Source organism: Polaribacter irgensii 23-P, assembly GCF_000153225.1.
In the GTDB taxonomy this organism is placed as follows: Bacteria; Bacteroidota; Bacteroidia; order Flavobacteriales; family Flavobacteriaceae; genus Polaribacter; species Polaribacter irgensii.
In genome coordinates, this window is sequence record NZ_CH724148.1 from 2,190,983 (window position 1) to 2,206,918 (window position 15,936).

Consider the following 15,936-nt stretch of genomic DNA (forward strand, 5'->3'; position numbering starts at 1 on the left):
AAAAAAGCTTTGTTAATAATACGTTATTCGTGAGGTTTGAACTCGAGAATGAGAAAAAATTCCATAGCTTTGAGAAAATTAAAGAATTTATAAAATGATCATAACAGCAAATAATCCGGATAGAAAATCATGGTTGCAAGTATCTGAAAACTCAGATTTTCCAATACAAAATATTCCTTTCGGTGTTTTTATTACCAGAGATGACATCATAACAATTGGAAGTAGAATTGGTGATTTCGCTATCGATTTAGGAGCTTTCCATCAATTGGGTTATTTTGAGGGAATTCCTTTAACAGAAGACATCTTTCTTCAAGACAACTTGAATGATTTTATTGCAGATGGTCGCAAAACTTGGCGTCTGGTAAGAAATAGAATTGCTGAAGTTTTTGATTTTGACACGGGTTCTTTGCGCGATAATGAAGAGCACAAAAATAATATTATTTTTAGAATCGATGAAGTTGAAATGTTATTGCCTGTTTCTATCGGTGATTATACAGACTTTTATGCGAGTAAAGAACACGCAACAAACGTAGGTTCTTTGTTTAGAGATCCTGAGAATGCATTGCTACCCAATTGGCTGCACATTCCCATTGGATACCATGGAAGAAGTTCTTCTATCATTCCGTCAGGAACTCCCGTTAGAAGACCCTATGGACAAACAAAACCTGCTGAAGGAACAAATATTCCCGGTTTTGGGCCAACAAAATTATTAGATTTTGAATTGGAAATGGCTTTTATTACCACGGATGCAAATGTATTAGGGGATAGAATTCCGATTGAAGAAGCGGAAGAGTATATTTTTGGGTTGGTGCAATTTAACGATTGGTCTGCTCGAGACATACAAGCTTGGGAATATGTGCCATTGGGACCTTTTCTTGGAAAGAGTTTCGCCTCAACAATTTCACCTTGGATTGTAACTTTAGATGCCCTAGAACCCTTTAGAACAGACAACCCAAAACAAGTGTATACGCCACTACCCTACCTAAAACAAATTGGAAAAGGAAGTTATGACATTCATTTGCAAGTTGGAATTCAACCAGAAAATGAAGAAGAAACAATCGTGGCAAATTCCAATTTTAAATACATGTATTGGACCATGGCGCAGCAATTAGCGCATCATACCGTAAATGGTTGTCCAGTAGAAGCTGGAGACATGATGGGCTCTGGAACCATTTCTGGACCTACAAAAGACAGTTTTGGTTCGATGTTAGAATTGACTTGGCGTGGACAAAACCCGATTACCTTAAAAGATGGAACAACGCGTAAATTTATCAATGACAATGATACGGTAATCATGCGTGCACATTGTAAAAACGATACTGTTCGGATTGGTTTCGGAGAGTGTATCGGTAAAGTCTTACCGGCGAGATAAACAGCAAAACATACAAATTTTATGCAAAAGCCTCACTTCCATTTTTTGGTTGTGGGGTTTTTAATTTTTTAAATACACTTCCAAAAAAGACAATCGAGAGGAGTTGTTAAAAATAGATATGAGAGGCTGTTTCATTGTACAAAATTAAAACAGACAGCCTTTGTTGACTTCTAGTCAACGCATAATGAATGCTTTTAAATATATTTTTATTTTTAAAATCCACTTCTTTTTTTTAATTAATTTTGCAGCATAGAAATGCTGTTTTAAAAAGGCATTCAACATAAAATGATAGAGAATATCGAAAATATATCGCTTCAGTTTTTAACATTAAATGATTATAAACAGTTAAAAGAAGCAATGATTGAGGCCTATGCAAGCATGCCAAATTCGTACTGGAAAGAAGCGCAAATAAAAACTTTAATAGAAAAGTTTCCCGAAGGACAAGTTGTAATTAAAATTAATGGAGAATTGGCGGGTTGCGCCCTCTCGATCATTATCGATTACAATAGCTTTGACGATGAGCATACCTACAAAGAAATTACGGGCGCTTTTACTTTTGACACACACAAAAAGAATGGTGATGTTTTGTATGGTATCGATATTTTTATCAAATCGGAATATCGGGGATTGCGCTTAGGGAGAAGGTTGTATGACTACAGAAAAGAACTAACAGAGAAATTGAATTTAAGAGGCATTGCTTTTGGAGGTAGAATTCCAAATTACCACAAGCATTCTGGAACACTCTCTCCAAAAGAATACATCGAAAAAGTAAAACGAAAGGAAATTCATGACCCTGTTTTAAACTTTCAAATTTCAAATGATTTTCATCCTTCAAAAATTTTAAAAGGCTACTTAGAGGGCGATCAAAATTCAGGAGAATTTGCCGTTTTATTAGAGTGGGATAATATTTATTACGAAAAGAAATCTAAAAAAGCGACCACGACTAAAAAAGTAGTCCGCTTGGGATTGATTCAATGGCAAATGCGCCTTTATAAAGACCTAGAAGAATTGATGCAGCAAGCAGCATATTTTGTGGATGCCGTTTCTGCATACCGTTCTGATTTTGCTTTATTCCCTGAGTTTTTCAACGCACCGTTGATGGCAGACAACAATCATTTACCAGAATCTGAGGCCATTCGGGAATTGGCAAAGTACACTCCTGAAATTGTGCAAAAATTTTCTGAATTGGCTATTAGTTACAATATCAATATTATTACTGGGAGCATGCCAGAAATAAAAAATGAGTTGCTTTACAACGTAGGATATATTTGCAGAAGAGACGGAACAACGGAACGCTATGAAAAATTACACGTAACTCCAGACGAAGCAAAAGTATGGGGAATGCAGGGAGGAAACCAGTTAAAAACTTTTGACACTGACTGCGGAAAAATTGGTGTTTTAATTTGTTACGACATCGAATTTCCTGAATTGAGTAGATTGCTTGCCGATGAAGACATGGCAATTTTATTCGTTCCCTTTTTGACAGATACGCAAAACGGATACTCTCGAGTTCGCCATTGTGCGCAAGCAAGAGCCATTGAAAATGAATGTTATGTAGCAATCGCTGGAAGCGTAGGGAACTTGCCGAAGGTTAATAATATGGACATCCAATATGCCCAATCGATGGTTTTTACTCCTTGTGATTTTTCGTTTCCTGCAAACGGAATAAAAGCAGAGGCAACGACCAACACAGAAATGATTTTAATTGCTGATGTGGATATTGATTTGCTGAAAGATTTAAATAAATTTGGTTCTGTGAGAAATCTCAAAGACCGAAGGAAAGATATTTTCGAATTAAAAAAGATATAAGATTGGTACCAGTGCTCTGTAAAAAAAGCTCCGATATTTGGAGCTTTTTTTTGTTACTTATTTTTCAAGTTCTAAGGTATCGAAATCTAAATCTTCATTTTCGTCAAATGAATCTTCGTCTTCCGCGAATGCTTCCATTGTCTGCTCCAAGCGTTCACTGATTTTAACTAAGTAGATGGTTTCCTCCGTTTTTACTTCCAATGTTTTTATCGTTTCCCCTTTTGTATTTTTAAAAGAAATTATATCCGAATTACCATATCCTTTTGGATATTTAGTGATCAACAGCCCTAAGATATCAGCTGTTAATTTTGCGAAATCTACAATTACTCTCTTCATAACAACTACATTTCAAGTAGGTATGCAAAAATTAAAGGCGCTACAATGGTGGCGTCACTTTCGATAATAAATTTTGGTGTATTGATATCCAATTTACCCCAAGTAATTTTCTCATTCGGCACTGCACCAGAATACGATCCATAACTTGTTGTAGAGTCAGAAATCTGACAAAAATAACTCCAAAATGGTGTGTCTGTTCTTTCCATGTCTTGGTATAACATCGGCACCACACAAATTGGAAAATCTCCTGCAATACCCCCTCCTATTTGAAAGAAACCAATGCCATTTTCAGAATTTTCTGTATACCAATCTGCGAGAAAAGTCATGTATTCAATACCTGACTTTACAACAGATGCCTGTAATTCTCCTTTTAAAACATATGAAGCAAAAATATTACCCATCGTAGAATCTTCCCAGCCAGGAACAACCATTGGCAGATTTTTTTCTGCGGCGGCATACATCCAAGAATTCTTTATATCGATCTCATAGTACTGTTCTAAAACCCCCGACAGTAACAACTTATACATGTATTCGTGCGGAAGAAAACGATCTCCATTTTCTTGGGTATCTTTCCAAATCTTTACGATGTGTTGTTGAATTCTACGAAATGCTTCCTCTTCGGGAATGCAAGTATCGGTAACTCTATTCAAGCCTTTTTCTAAAAGTGCCCATTCATCTTGGGGCGTCAAATCTCGATAATTTGGAACGCGCTTGTAGTGAGAATGCGCTACCAAGTTCATAATATCTTCCTCTAAGTTTGCACCGGTACACGAAATAATATGTACTTTATCCTGTCGAATCATCTCTGCAAATATTCTCCCTATTTCTGCAGTGCTCATTGCTCCAGCCAAAGAAACAAGCATTTTACTTCCTTTATTTAATTGTGCTTCATACCCCTTTGCAGCATCTACTAAAGCTGCAGCATTAAAGTGTAAAAAATATTTTTCAATAAATTCTGAAATTGGTTTTTGATTAGTATTCATCATCGTCGTTATTTTTAAATTTACTTAATTTACTAAAAGAGTTTTCTTTGGCGTTCTCCTCACCCTTTTCATACCCATCAGTTTTTGATGCGAATTTGTAGCTTAGCATTTTATAAAATAATTTTGCAGCTAAAAAATCTGAAGATTTTTCTTTGGTATTAGGACACAACTCAACCATATCAAAACCAACTACATTTCGCTGTTCAAAAACAGATTTTAAAAAGGTTAATGTTTCATAATAAAAAAGACCTCCAGGCTCTGGAGTTCCAGTTGATGGCATTATAGAAGGATCTAATGCATCTAAATCAAATGTTATGAACACATTGTCTGTCAATTGATCTACAACATCTTCCATCCAATCTGCATCTACAGCCATGTCTTGTGCATAGAATACTTTGTCTGGATTAATCGTTCTTTTTTCAGTGATGTCCATGCTTCGAATACCTACTTGTATTAGATTCGTTGTCTGGCTTGCTTCATAAACTGCGCACGCGTGGTTGCAGGTAGAACCTTCGTACTCTTTTCTCAAATCGGCATGTGCATCAATGTGCAATACCGTTAGATTGTCGTATCGTTCGTTAAAGGCTCTAATTGTACCGATAGAAATTGAATGTTCTCCTCCAAAAATAGTAACAAATTTATTTCGATTGATGTACTTTTTAGTTACTGCGTGCACTGCAGAGACCATCGCCTCTGGAGATGATTTCTCTGTAACTGCCTCTGCAAGAAAAATCCCTTGCCGATATACTTCAGAATCCGTTTCAATGTCATACAATTCCATGTTTTCTGAAGCCTCTAAAAATGCTTGAGGTCCTAGATCTGAACCTTTTTGCCAAGTACTTGTTCCGTCATAAGGAACCGGGATAATTACAATTTTTGCTGTTAACAGATTTCCAAATTCTTGTGGAATTCCTGCGTAGGTTTTTGCTGTATTCATTTCGTGATTTTAACGGGGTTATAAAATAGCTTCTTTTAATATTTTTTTTGTGTTACCTGTGGTCTCTGCACTTTCTTCATAACCAAGTATCGACAACATTTCACTGCTCTTTTGCTGTTCTTTAAAAATAGTGACCGTTAGATTTCCACCCGCATCTCGATCCAATAGCAAATGTTTTGGATGTGGAATTAAACAGTGCTGTAAACCTCCAAAACCTCCAATAGATTCTTGATAGGCACCAGTGTTAAAAAATCCAATATACAACGGATTGTTTTTTTCATAAACTGGCAAATAAATTCCATTTATATGTTGTTCAGAGTTGTAATAATCATCGCTATCACAAGTCAAACCCCCTAGTAAAACGCGCTCATACTGCTTGTTCCATTTATTAATGGGAAGCATTATAAACCGTTTATTAATTGCCCACGAGTCTGGCAGCGTAGTAATAAATGACGAATTGATCATGTTCCATCGTTCTCTATCATTTTGCTTTTTTTGATATAAGATTTCATAGATCGTCGCTCCAGACTCTCCAACAGTAAAACTTCCAAATTCTGTAAATATGTTTGGAACGGATACTTCTGCTTCGTCACATGCCTGTTTGATTTGATGTACTATTTCATCAATCATATACTGATAATCAAAGTCAAAAGCCAAAGAGTTTTTAATGGGAAATCCACCACCAATATTCAAGCTATCTAGAGTTGGACATACTTTTTTTAAGTTGATGTACACATTTAAACACTTCATTAATTCGTTCCAATAATACGCATTGTCACGAATACCTGTATTGATAAAAAAATGCAACATCTTCAATTCTACCTGCTCATTATCAGCAATTTCACGCTCGTAAAAAGAAACAATATTTTTATAACCAATTCCCAATCGGGAGGTATAGAACTCAAATTTTGGTTCTTCCTCAGAAGCAATTCTAATACCCACTTTAAAGGGTTTTGACGTTTCCTTTTGAAGCAGGGGTAATTCTTCAAAATTGTCTATGATAGGAATGCAATTTTCATGACCAGAATTGATTAAATTGCCAATATTCTGAATGTACTGATCCCGTTTGAACCCATTACAAATAACAAATGTAGAGTCTTTAATTTTCCCTTCTTTCTTTAAGTTCAGTACGATATCGATGTCGAAAGCGGAAGAAGTTTCTATGTGTATGTCATTTTTTAAAGCCTCATTTAAAACGTGCTTAAAATGAGAACTTTTAGTACAATAGCTATAAAAGTAATTTCCTTTATAATTGTGCTTGTCAATGCTCGCTTGAAACCAACCTTTTGCTTTGTTGATGTTTTCCGAGATTTTTGGCAGATAGGTAAATTTTAAAGGTGCACCGTAAGTTGCAATTAAATCCATTAAATTAATACCGCGCCAAAATAATTTGTTGTTTTCTGTTTGAAACTCTTCTTGTGGCCAATCGAATGTTTGCTCGATTAGATCTATGTATTTTGTGTTCACTTTTATTTTTAGATTATATATATGATAAATTCCTTTAAATCAAAACGTACGAAACGCATGGTTTAAAAATAGCTAAGCCTGTAAAAAAGGTTTTTATCACTGTAATATCTGTAAGTAAACTACGTGCAACTTTGAGAAAAGCTGCAGTTCTGGGAGCATAGAAAACGGAGATACCTTAATTTTTTCGTTGCATTTCCAAAATGCTATATAACGGTCAGTCTCCGACTGAAAGTTATGTCCGAAATAAGAAAAACGTTGCATTTTACTTAAATAAGTTACACAAATGTAAATTATTTTTGAATATAAAAAACAAAATTTTAAAAAAAATGAAAATTATTTTTGAGCAGTGTTTCGTTTGCTACATTCATGTAATGAGTACTTTAGAACCGAATGCTCATAAAATAAAAGAGGTAGTTAAAATAAAGAACCTTTGACGCTAGCGCTCTTAGGCTTTTATCTCAAGAATAAAGGGGGGTCTGTGTAAAAAGATAAAAGGACTGAAAATTCAGTCCTTTTAGTTGTATTGTTTATTCTTCAATAGGCGGATGCCCGTGAATTTTCTCAAAATCTTCATCAAAATTTGTACGCAAATACGCATTTAGTTTTTTTCGATAATCATCTTTTAACCAGGTTACAAAATTGTGTGTACTCTTTGAAATACATTTTGCGTACCTGTTAATGCGGTCATCGATTTCCTCTCCTATCAATTTGACCAATATCAAGGCATCAAAAACATCTTCACTATTTTCGATACACATTTTTGCATGATGTACAATTGATTTTTCTAAGACTCTTTTTGAGGATTCTCCTGCTTTTACAGTATCGATATACACTTTTTTCATATCGAAATAGGTATCCGTAGATTTTTCAAATTCCTTTTTGATGTCTCCAGGAAATTCATACCTAAACGTATTCTCTATTTCTTCATCTGAAAGAATTGCATCTAAATAGTAGTCCGGTGCTCTGAACATTTTTTGCCAATCTAAATCTGCTCCCCAAGGACCAAATCGATGAAAGTTATTTCCAAGGTCAATGACTTCAAAAGTATTTTTCTCTCCAAAAATACGAGAACCACGACCAATCATTTGATAGTATAATGTAAGTGATTTTGTTGCTCTATTTAGGATGATTGCCTCAATACTGGGTTCATCAAAACCCGTTGTTAAAATACTCACCGAGGTAATGATCGCGTTGGGGGTTTTATGAAACCATTTTAATATAAGCTCTCGCTCTTTTCTGGTATTGGTATTGTCTAAATGGGCAATCGGATATCCTGCTTTTTTAAATGCATGAAACACCTGTATAGAGGTGTTGATCCCATTGTTAAAAATTAATGTTTTTTTACCCTTTGCGGTCTCTTCGTATGCACTTACCAATTTTGAGAGCATGTCTGTATTCATGTACAGATCCTCAGAAGATTTCACCGTATAATCACCATTTGCGCCAACTTCTAAAGAAGTTAGCCCAACATTATATGAATACATGTTTGCTTGCGCTAAATAGCCACTTTCTATCAGGTGGTGAATGGGTTCTCCTACAAAGAGCTCTTGATAATTTTCAAACATCGGTAATTTAATGTTTGAGCTCAAAGGAGTTGCTGTAACTCCCAAAACAAAGGCACCATCAAAAAATTTAAATATTTTTGTAAACGAGTTGTAATGTGCCTCATCTACAATAACGAGTCCAATATCAGAAATATCCAACTTGTCGTCTATCAACCTGTTTTTCAAAGTTTCTACCATCGCAACAAAACAATAATAGTCGCTCTGGTCGTCTAATTGAGCAGTGCTATTAATTATTTTGTTATTCACACCAAACTCATCTAGCATTCTAGAGGTTTGTTTGCTCAATTCAATTCGATGCGTTAGCACTAAAACCTTCTTTTTGAAAGTTTCTATGTATCGCCTTACTATTTCGGAGAAAATAACAGTCTTTCCACCTCCCGTTGGCAATTGATATAATAAGTGATAATCTTGAGGTGCTGTTTCAAAACGATTAAAAATCTCTTGAAGTGCATCTTTTTGATACCCATATAATTCCTTACCTATTTTTACTTGTGAAGTGTTTGATTCTGACAACGGTTAAAAATTTGAAATACAAAAGTAAGACTTAAAATAGGTTTTTCCCAGATTTAAACTATATAAATCGCGATAAATTTATTAGTGTAATGTCATTATGCGAAGCATCGTGCACAGAATTTCCATTTCGGACTACAATTACTTGAGGCGATGCATGCGTTACTTCAAAAGTTACACCAATCTCTGCCGAAATATCTTTGTGATTTAGTAAGTCTAAATAATACACTTTTAAATGTTCGTGCTCCGCTGTAAATAGTTGCTCAAATTGCTTGATAACCATGCGACTAATTCCACATCTTGTAGAATGTTTAAAAATTAATACAGCACCTGTATGCGACTCTTTTTTTATAGTTTCTAATTGTTCTAAAGTAGTTAGCGGAAGAAAATTTAAAAAGGATTTTTTTTCTGTTTTTTCTTCTTCATTTTCTTTGCTACCAAACATTTTATTAAATATACTCATGTTGTCTTTTTTATTGTTTTCTTTTACAAAGATACGGAACTTTTAGCCGTCATAAAGTTAGGAATACAGATACTTTGCATCGCTGTATTCTCTTTACGATATGCTATTTCTTACGTATTTAAAATTATACGTAAATGAGATGTGCATGCACAAGAGCCTTTTAAAATAGCACATGATACGTTCAAGAAGATGCGGTATTCATCGCATGAATGTTCTTTTTTATCTATATTCGTGTTTTCAACTAGTTGCTATGAAAAAATCTTTATTTTTGTGTGTATTTCTTTTAATTTGCGCTTGTACTTCGGAAGAAATAACAACGTATTATTTAATTCGGCATGCCGAAAAAGATCGCACCGATGCAACAAATAAAAATCCAAGTTTAAATTCAGAAGGTTTGATAAGAGCCAAAAAATGGATGCATTATTTTGACGCAATTGAATTGGACGCTATATACTCCACCGACTATAACAGAACAAAACAAACAGGAACACCTACAGCAGCTCAAAAAAAATTACCCATTCAAACGTATGATCCTAGCAATATGTATGACTCTACTTTTATAAAAGCAACATACGGAAAGTCTGTTTTAATTGTAGGTCATAGCAATACCACTCCTAATCTTGTTAATTTAATTCTTAAAGAAAAGACCTATAAGAATATGAAAGATACCGACAATTCAAGTGTGTACATCGTTACCATACAGGGAACAAAGAAAACGTGTCGGATTATGCGTGTGCAGTAAGGTTACAATTGCACTTCAATCATCTCTAAATTAATTTCAGACACTTTTTTTAATCCGGCATTTTCATAAGCCGAATCGATATATTTTAATAGGATTCCAGATATTACAGGTTCATAATTATTATAATTTACAAACCGAATACCACTGTTGATTGATCGGTCTTTTACTTCTCTAAATCGCATTCCTCCGCCATTAGTATGATAGGAATAGGCCAAATAATCAATTAAAAAACTCTCTTTTCCAATCCAATAAATAAAAACATCATCAAAGTCCTCACCTCCCCCGTTTTCATAAAAACTAACTTCTATTTTATAATATTCTTTGCCTTTAATACGAACTGACTTTAATCGTTTTTTTTGAACCGCCGCATCATTCAAACCAAAAGGAAGAACCGAAAAATAGTGCACAGAATTTACAGAGTTGCTAAAGTTGTTGCTTAAAGAGTCGGATATTACAACTCTTTTTTCATTTATAAATCTTTGATATCCAGAATTTGATAAAATTTCACGAACCTTCAAACTGTCTGTAGTCAAATAGTGTCTAGAAAGCTCAAAAGCTCCATTTTTTCGAACAGCAGCGTACTCTTTATCTCTAAATACAAACTTAATTTTGGCATTTGCTACCTTTTCTGCACCTGAGTAACGCATGCTTTTTTCAATAATTTCTACTGCAGTTAACTCTATTTTTTTGGGATTGCATGCGAGTAAAAGTAATAATAATAAAAAAGCACTTAGTTTCATCTCAATTTGTTTTAAAGGATCTCAAATAGATGTCAAAATTACATTTCTTTCGTGGATGTAAACATGTATCTTTGTTAAAATTAAAAATTGATTATTGATGGTTCAAAAAAACATCAACATACAGAATAAAAAAGCGCGTTTTGAATTTGAAATTCTTGACAAATTCGTGGCTGGAATTCAACTAACTGGAACTGAAATAAAATCCATACGTTTGAGTCAGGCGAGAATTACAGAGAGTTTTTGTGAATTTAATGAAGGTGGCGAATTGTTCATTGTAAATATGTACATTCAAGAATATATGTTTGGTCACCAGTTCAATCACAAACCAAAAAGTGAGCGAAGATTGTTGCTAAACAAACGCGAATTGCGCAGTTTAAAAAGGGATGTGGAAGCAAAAGGGAATACCATTGTGCCCTTAAAATTATTTATTAATGACCGAGGTTTTGCCAAATTAGAAATTGCGCTAGCAAAAGGAAAGCAAACACATGACAAACGGGAAGTGATGAAAGACCGAGATAATAAACGTGACTTAGCGAGAATTAAAAAGAATTTCTAATAGAAATTAATGATCAAGGTTTTATCGATTCATCTGCAGTTACTTTCGCAATTCTCTTGCGCGAGGTTATAAAGTAGACACCAGATAATAAAATTACAGAAGCGATTATAGATTGCAGTGTCAACACTTCGTTTAGCACATACCATCCTAGTAGCATTGCAATAATAGGATTTACAAAAGCCGAAGTTGCCACTTTTTCTGTGGAAACCGTTTTTAATAAATAGTTAAAGGACGTAAACGCTACAATACTGCCAAAAAAGATAAGAAACAGCATTGATAATTGCAAGTCTGTACTCCAACTTAAAGGTGGCAACCACGTTTCATTAAAAATTAAACTTCCCACTAGCAGCATAGTTCCAGCAGCTAACATTTGATAGCCAGTGCTCACAAAAAAGCTTTGGGGCAAATTTGCTTTTGAAACAAAAACACTGCCATAACTCCAACTCAATACACAAGTAAAAATCATAAAAATACCTAAGAGACTTCCTTCTGATGCAGTAATATCTTGCTGGCTCACTAATAAGTACATTCCGAGCAAACCAAGTAAGACCCCAAAAATAGATTTTTTTTGCATGGGCTTTCGATCTACTAAACGCATCAGCAAAAGCACAAATAAAGGTTGGGTAGAAGCGAGTAAGGCTGCAAACCCACTATCTACATATTTTAAGGCCCATACGAACACACCGTTCCCATATACTAAAAATAAAAATCCAGCGATACAGCAATTTAAAAACTGCTTTTTAGAAATTTTTAAATTAAGCTTTAAAAATTTAGCAATAATCAGTATCAATGTACCCGCCGTCATAAAGCGAATGAAACCTATAAAAAAGGGATCTATTTCGGTAACCACAATCTTATTAAATACATAGGTAGAACCCCAAATCACATAAATTGAAATGAATGCGATGATGATCAGTATTTGCGATTTGTGAGATTTCATATTGGCTTTTTTGGAAGTGAAAATAATACTATTATTTTATTAATTGCATTTTTTTTATCGCAAACTGCAATGGTCTTGTAAACTCTGAATGCCGCAGATAGGGCACGTAATTGAAAGGTTAAATTCCAATTAAAAAATGCGCAATACTTTCTTTATTTGAGCATTTTAAGATTTCAAAGTGTCGAATTACTTTTGTCTTCCAATCAATTCTGCTTCAATATCTTTTAACGTAAAGCCTTTTGCCTGTAGGAGCATTAAATAATGAAATAACAGATCTGCGGACTCATATAAAAACAATGGGTCATTTGAATCCATTGCCTCAATAACAGTTTCTACTGCTTCCTCTCCTACTTTTTGGGCTATTTTATTGATCCCTTTGTCGAATAAACTAGCCACGTACGATTTTTCTACATCTTTGTTTGCTACGCGCTCCGCAATGGTTTTTTCTAAAGTTGAAAAGAATCCATAATTCGGGGTGTTTTCCTCATTCCAGCAAGTATCTGTGCCTGTATGACATGTAGGGCCTTTTGGGTGAACCGAAATCAACAAGCTATCACTGTCGCAGTCCAATTTATAATCAACCAATTGCAATGTATTCCCACTCTCTTCGCCTTTGGTCCACAATCGGTTTTTAGACCGAGAGTAAAAAGTTACTAATTTTGTTTCTTTCGTTTTTTCAAAAGCTTCTGCATTCATATATCCTAGCATCAAAACATTTTTTGTGGTTGCATCTTGAATAATCGCAGGGACTAAGCCGTCATTATTTTTGTTAAAATCTATATTCATTATTTCAAATTTAATATCATTTTTACGTCGGCAGATTCATAACAAGAATCTGTGATTTCGACATGTAAGAACCCTAATTTCTCATAGAGCTGTATGGCATTTTTTAATTTACTACTGGTTTCTAAAGTAATACGATGTGCTTTTTTCTCCTTACAAATATCAATGCAAACTTGCATTAATGTGCGTCCAATGCCCAATCCTTTGTATCCCTCAAGAACTCCTAATTTCATAATCTCAAAAGTATTGTTTTCCGATGGAATCAGACTAACGGTCCCTACAACTTTTTGCGTATAATGTGCTAGAAAAATAAAGCCTCCTGCATGTATATATTTTTTGGGATTCTCTATTAAATCAGCATCCGCTTCTTCGTACAACCCATAGGCATGTAACCATTCTAAAGAAATTTCTTTAAATTGCTGCTGATAGTGCTCTTCATACTTTTTTATTTCTAATGCCTTCATCTCTTTTTAAAAGCTATAATCTAACGGGAATTAGATGTGTTTTTAAAGCTTGCTTCAACTCCAGTATTTTAATCTCTCCAAAATGAAAAACACTGGCTGCTAGCGCTGCATCTGATTTACCTATTTTAAAAGTATCTACAAAGTGCTGCACGGTTCCCGCGCCACCTGACGCAATAATAGGAATGTTAAGCTCGGTAGATAATTTTACCAATGCTTCGTTTGCAAAACCTGCTTTTGTGCCATCGTTATTCATCGAGGTAAATAAAATTTCACCTGCGCCGCGTCTTTCTACCTCTTTGGCCCATTCAAATAAGTTCAACTCTGTCGGAATGGTGCCCCCTGCTAAATGGACTCTCCACTCCCCTTCTATTTGCTTTGCATCAATAGCAACCACCACACATTGGTTGCCAAATTTTTCTGCCAATTCATTCACCAATTCAGGTCTTTTTATAGCAGATGAATTTATCGAAACCTTATCAGCTCCTGATTTTAACAACAAATCTACATCTGCTACCGAAGAAATTCCACCGCCTACAGTAAACGGAATATTTACTTGTTCAGCAACTTTTAAAACCATGTCTAACATTGTTTTTCGCCCTTCTAGCGTAGCAGAAATGTCTAAAAAAACCAATTCATCAGCTCCCAATTCAGCATACTGCTTTGCTAAAATAATAGGATCTCCAGCATCAATTAAATTCACGAAATTCACGCCTTTCACCGTCCTTCCGTTTTTAATATCTAAACAAGGTATTATTCTTTTTGTTAACATAATTAATAGCTTTTAAAAGTTCCGGTAATTTCAAATTTTCTTAAAAATTACGCAACATGATACTTAGTTCGTTACTATAAAATTCTCTAGCTGTTTCAAGGTAATTCTATTTTCATAAATCGCTTTTCCTATGATTACTCCCTCACAACCCATTCCTGCGAGTGTTGGCAATTCATCAAATGTTGAGATGCCTCCAGAAGCAATCAATTGTATTGATTCTCTTTTTATGTCTGCACTACATGCCTCTAAAATTTCTTTATAAATATCGAAACTTGGTCCTGATAGCATTCCATCTTTAGAAATGTCTGTACAGATTACATATTGAATTCCTTTTTGCTGATATCCTTTGATAAACGGAATTAAAGCGAACGCACTTTCCTGCTGCCAGCCATTGGTTGCTATTTTGCCTCCGAAAGCGTCAGGATAGAAATCGGCACCTAAAATGATTTTCTCAGCACCATATTTCTCAATCCAGCTTTCAAACATCTCTTTATTTTTCACAGCAATGCTGCCACCTGTAATTTGGTGAGCACCAGAGTTGAACGCGATCTCTAAATCTTTGTCAGATTTTAAACCGCCTCCAAAATCAATTTTTAGTCCTGTTTTGCTGGCAATTTTCTCGAGTACCTTATGATTGACAATTTGACTTGCCTTTGCTCCATCTAAATCTACAACATGTAAATATTCAATACCTGCTGCCTCAAACTCTTTGGCAACTTCTAAAGGATGTTCGTTATATATTTTCTTCGTACTATAATCTCCTTTGGTCAGGCGAACACATTTGCCATCGATGATGTCTATGGCTGGAATTATTCTCATTGTATTACTTTTTATGAATCGATTGCGTTCAATTTATTTATATCCTCTCGCTACTACTTGCAGAGCGTTATTTGTTATAATCTTAAAAAATTCTCAAGAATTTTACTTCCTTCAACACCACTTTTTTCTGGATGAAATTGGACTCCATAAAAATTATCTTTTCGCAATGCAGAAGCATAGGGTCTCTCATAATTTGTTGTCGCAATTGCTTCTGTGCAATCCTCTGCATAAAAACTATGTACTAAGTACATGAACTCATTTTCTTTAATTCCTGTAAATAAGTCGGATTTTAAATTAGAAATAACATTCCATCCCATCTGTGGTACTTTAACAGCACTGGAAAAACGTTTTATTGCAACATCAAAAATTCCCAAACCCTTTGTATTTCCCTCTTCTGAGAAATTACACATCAATTGCATTCCCAGACAAATTCCTAAGACAGGTTGTTTTAGAGTTGGAATTACTGCATCCAAACCACTTTGCTGCAACATTTTCATCGCAGAACTCGCTTCACCAACTCCCGGGAAAATTACTTTGTCAGCCGCTTTAATTTCATCAATATTATGTGACAATACAGCTTCAAATCCCAAACGCTTAAAAGCGAATTGAATACTTTTTATGTTACCAGCCCCGTAATCTATAATTATAATTTTCATTGTTCTTCATTTATAACCATTTGTT

Annotated in this window: 17 protein-coding genes; 4 read left to right on the forward strand and 13 right to left on the reverse strand. The window is 34.7% G+C overall.

Features of this window, described 5'->3' with window-relative positions:
- The first annotated feature begins 94 nt into the window (after positions 1–94).
- Positions 95–1,372 (forward strand): fumarylacetoacetase, encoded by a 1,278-nt coding sequence (gene fahA, locus PI23P_RS09775; protein WP_004570665.1) that lies wholly within the window; start codon positions 95–97, stop codon positions 1,370–1,372.
- Between the two features lie 285 nt (positions 1,373–1,657).
- Positions 1,658–3,181 carry a bifunctional GNAT family N-acetyltransferase/carbon-nitrogen hydrolase family protein gene (locus PI23P_RS09780; protein ID WP_004570667.1) on the forward strand — a complete coding sequence of 508 codons (1,524 nt, stop codon included), beginning with the start codon at positions 1,658–1,660 and terminating at the stop codon, positions 3,179–3,181.
- Positions 3,182–3,238: 57 nt separating this feature from the next.
- Here the strand turns inward: PI23P_RS09780 and PI23P_RS09785 are convergent, their stop codons facing one another.
- The 6 genes from PI23P_RS09785 to ytxJ all read right to left on the reverse strand — a co-directional run bounded on the left by PI23P_RS09785 (position 3,239) and on the right by ytxJ (position 9,442).
- A complete protein-coding gene (locus tag PI23P_RS09785; RefSeq protein ID WP_004570668.1) occupies positions 3,239–3,517 on the reverse strand; it encodes a hypothetical protein in 279 nt (92 codons plus the stop codon).
- A 5-nt stretch (positions 3,518–3,522) separates the two neighbouring features.
- Positions 3,523–4,500, reverse strand: a complete 978-nt coding sequence (locus PI23P_RS09790) for a deoxyhypusine synthase family protein (RefSeq protein WP_018941855.1) — start codon at positions 4,498–4,500, stop codon at positions 3,523–3,525.
- On the reverse strand, positions 4,490–5,437 hold the full coding sequence (speB, locus tag PI23P_RS09795) for an agmatinase (protein WP_004570670.1): 948 nt from the start codon (positions 5,435–5,437) through the stop codon (positions 4,490–4,492). Before speB ends, PI23P_RS09790 begins: the two co-directional genes overlap by 11 nt.
- A gap of 18 nt (positions 5,438–5,455) precedes the next feature.
- On the reverse strand, positions 5,456–6,904 hold the full coding sequence (locus tag PI23P_RS09800) for a type III PLP-dependent enzyme domain-containing protein (protein WP_004570671.1): 1,449 nt from the start codon (positions 6,902–6,904) through the stop codon (positions 5,456–5,458).
- Positions 6,905–7,431: 527 nt separating this feature from the next.
- Positions 7,432–8,982, reverse strand: coding sequence for a DEAD/DEAH box helicase (locus PI23P_RS09810; protein WP_004570673.1), 1,551 nt, complete (start codon positions 8,980–8,982; stop codon positions 7,432–7,434).
- A 58-nt stretch (positions 8,983–9,040) separates the two neighbouring features.
- Entirely contained in the window at positions 9,041–9,442 is a 402-nt protein-coding gene (gene ytxJ / locus PI23P_RS09815) for a bacillithiol system redox-active protein YtxJ (protein ID WP_018941856.1), read from the reverse strand.
- A 250-nt stretch (positions 9,443–9,692) separates the two neighbouring features.
- On the opposite strand from ytxJ, the gene PI23P_RS09820 reads away from it, so the two are divergent.
- The gene (locus tag PI23P_RS09820; RefSeq protein WP_004570675.1) at positions 9,693–10,184 is read left to right on the forward strand and encodes a histidine phosphatase family protein; all 492 of its coding nucleotides are present in this window, start codon (positions 9,693–9,695) and stop codon (positions 10,182–10,184) included.
- A gap of 2 nt (positions 10,185–10,186) precedes the next feature.
- Here the strand turns inward: PI23P_RS09820 and PI23P_RS09825 are convergent, their stop codons facing one another.
- A complete protein-coding gene (locus PI23P_RS09825) occupies positions 10,187–10,924 on the reverse strand; it encodes a DUF6503 family protein (RefSeq protein WP_004570676.1) in 738 nt (245 codons plus the stop codon).
- 97 nt (positions 10,925–11,021) lie between these two features.
- On the opposite strand from PI23P_RS09825, the gene smpB reads away from it, so the two are divergent.
- On the forward strand, positions 11,022–11,480 hold the full coding sequence (gene smpB / locus PI23P_RS09830) for an SsrA-binding protein SmpB (RefSeq protein WP_004570677.1): 459 nt from the start codon (positions 11,022–11,024) through the stop codon (positions 11,478–11,480).
- A gap of 13 nt (positions 11,481–11,493) precedes the next feature.
- Here the strand turns inward: smpB and PI23P_RS09835 are convergent, their stop codons facing one another.
- From PI23P_RS09835 to hisH, 6 genes are all read right to left on the reverse strand, one after another.
- On the reverse strand, positions 11,494–12,420 hold the full coding sequence (locus tag PI23P_RS09835; protein ID WP_004570678.1) for a DMT family transporter: 927 nt from the start codon (positions 12,418–12,420) through the stop codon (positions 11,494–11,496).
- A gap of 186 nt (positions 12,421–12,606) precedes the next feature.
- Positions 12,607–13,206: a bifunctional phosphoribosyl-AMP cyclohydrolase/phosphoribosyl-ATP diphosphatase HisIE gene (gene hisIE, locus PI23P_RS09840; protein ID WP_004570679.1), complete on the reverse strand. Its 600-nt coding sequence runs from the start codon at positions 13,204–13,206 to the stop codon at positions 12,607–12,609.
- Positions 13,206–13,667 carry a GNAT family N-acetyltransferase gene (locus tag PI23P_RS09845; RefSeq protein ID WP_004570680.1) on the reverse strand — a complete coding sequence of 154 codons (462 nt, stop codon included), beginning with the start codon at positions 13,665–13,667 and terminating at the stop codon, positions 13,206–13,208. Before PI23P_RS09845 ends, hisIE begins: the two co-directional genes overlap by 1 nt.
- 13 nt (positions 13,668–13,680) lie before the next feature.
- Positions 13,681–14,436: an imidazole glycerol phosphate synthase subunit HisF gene (hisF, locus tag PI23P_RS09850; RefSeq protein ID WP_004570681.1), complete on the reverse strand. Its 756-nt coding sequence runs from the start codon at positions 14,434–14,436 to the stop codon at positions 13,681–13,683.
- A gap of 63 nt (positions 14,437–14,499) precedes the next feature.
- The gene (gene hisA / locus PI23P_RS09855) at positions 14,500–15,255 is read right to left on the reverse strand and encodes a 1-(5-phosphoribosyl)-5-[(5-phosphoribosylamino)methylideneamino]imidazole-4-carboxamide isomerase (RefSeq protein ID WP_004570682.1); all 756 of its coding nucleotides are present in this window, start codon (positions 15,253–15,255) and stop codon (positions 14,500–14,502) included.
- 74 nt (positions 15,256–15,329) lie between these two features.
- Positions 15,330–15,911, reverse strand: coding sequence for an imidazole glycerol phosphate synthase subunit HisH (gene hisH / locus PI23P_RS09860; protein WP_004570683.1), 582 nt, complete (start codon positions 15,909–15,911; stop codon positions 15,330–15,332).
- Positions 15,912–15,936 lie beyond the last annotated feature (25 nt).

Bases quoted from the DNA above. Each gene is read 5' to 3' on its own strand.
- PI23P_RS09845 (WP_004570680.1), bottom strand. From the start codon at position 13,667: ATGAAGGCATTAGAAATAAAAAAGTATGAAGAGCACTATCAGCAGCAA.
- hisA (WP_004570682.1), bottom strand. From the start codon at position 15,255: ATGAGAATAATTCCAGCCATAGACATCATCGATGGCAAATGTGTTCGC.
- ytxJ (WP_018941856.1), bottom strand. From the start codon at position 9,442: ATGAGTATATTTAATAAAATGTTTGGTAGCAAAGAAAATGAAGAAGAA.
- speB (WP_004570670.1), bottom strand. From the start codon at position 5,437: ATGAATACAGCAAAAACCTACGCAGGAATTCCACAAGAATTTGGAAAT.
- hisIE (WP_004570679.1), bottom strand. From the start codon at position 13,206: ATGAATATAGATTTTAACAAAAATAATGACGGCTTAGTCCCTGCGATT.
- fahA (WP_004570665.1), top strand. From the start codon at position 95: ATGATCATAACAGCAAATAATCCGGATAGAAAATCATGGTTGCAAGTA.
- PI23P_RS09785 (WP_004570668.1), bottom strand. From the start codon at position 3,517: ATGAAGAGAGTAATTGTAGATTTCGCAAAATTAACAGCTGATATCTTA.
- smpB (WP_004570677.1), top strand. From the start codon at position 11,022: ATGGTTCAAAAAAACATCAACATACAGAATAAAAAAGCGCGTTTTGAA.
- PI23P_RS09825 (WP_004570676.1), bottom strand. From the start codon at position 10,924: ATGAAACTAAGTGCTTTTTTATTATTATTACTTTTACTCGCATGCAAT.
- hisF (WP_004570681.1), bottom strand. From the start codon at position 14,436: ATGTTAACAAAAAGAATAATACCTTGTTTAGATATTAAAAACGGAAGG.
- PI23P_RS09790 (WP_018941855.1), bottom strand. From the start codon at position 4,500: ATGAATACTAATCAAAAACCAATTTCAGAATTTATTGAAAAATATTTT.
- PI23P_RS09835 (WP_004570678.1), bottom strand. From the start codon at position 12,420: ATGAAATCTCACAAATCGCAAATACTGATCATCATCGCATTCATTTCA.
- hisH (WP_004570683.1), bottom strand. From the start codon at position 15,911: ATGAAAATTATAATTATAGATTACGGGGCTGGTAACATAAAAAGTATT.
- PI23P_RS09780 (WP_004570667.1), top strand. From the start codon at position 1,658: ATGATAGAGAATATCGAAAATATATCGCTTCAGTTTTTAACATTAAAT.
- PI23P_RS09820 (WP_004570675.1), top strand. From the start codon at position 9,693: ATGAAAAAATCTTTATTTTTGTGTGTATTTCTTTTAATTTGCGCTTGT.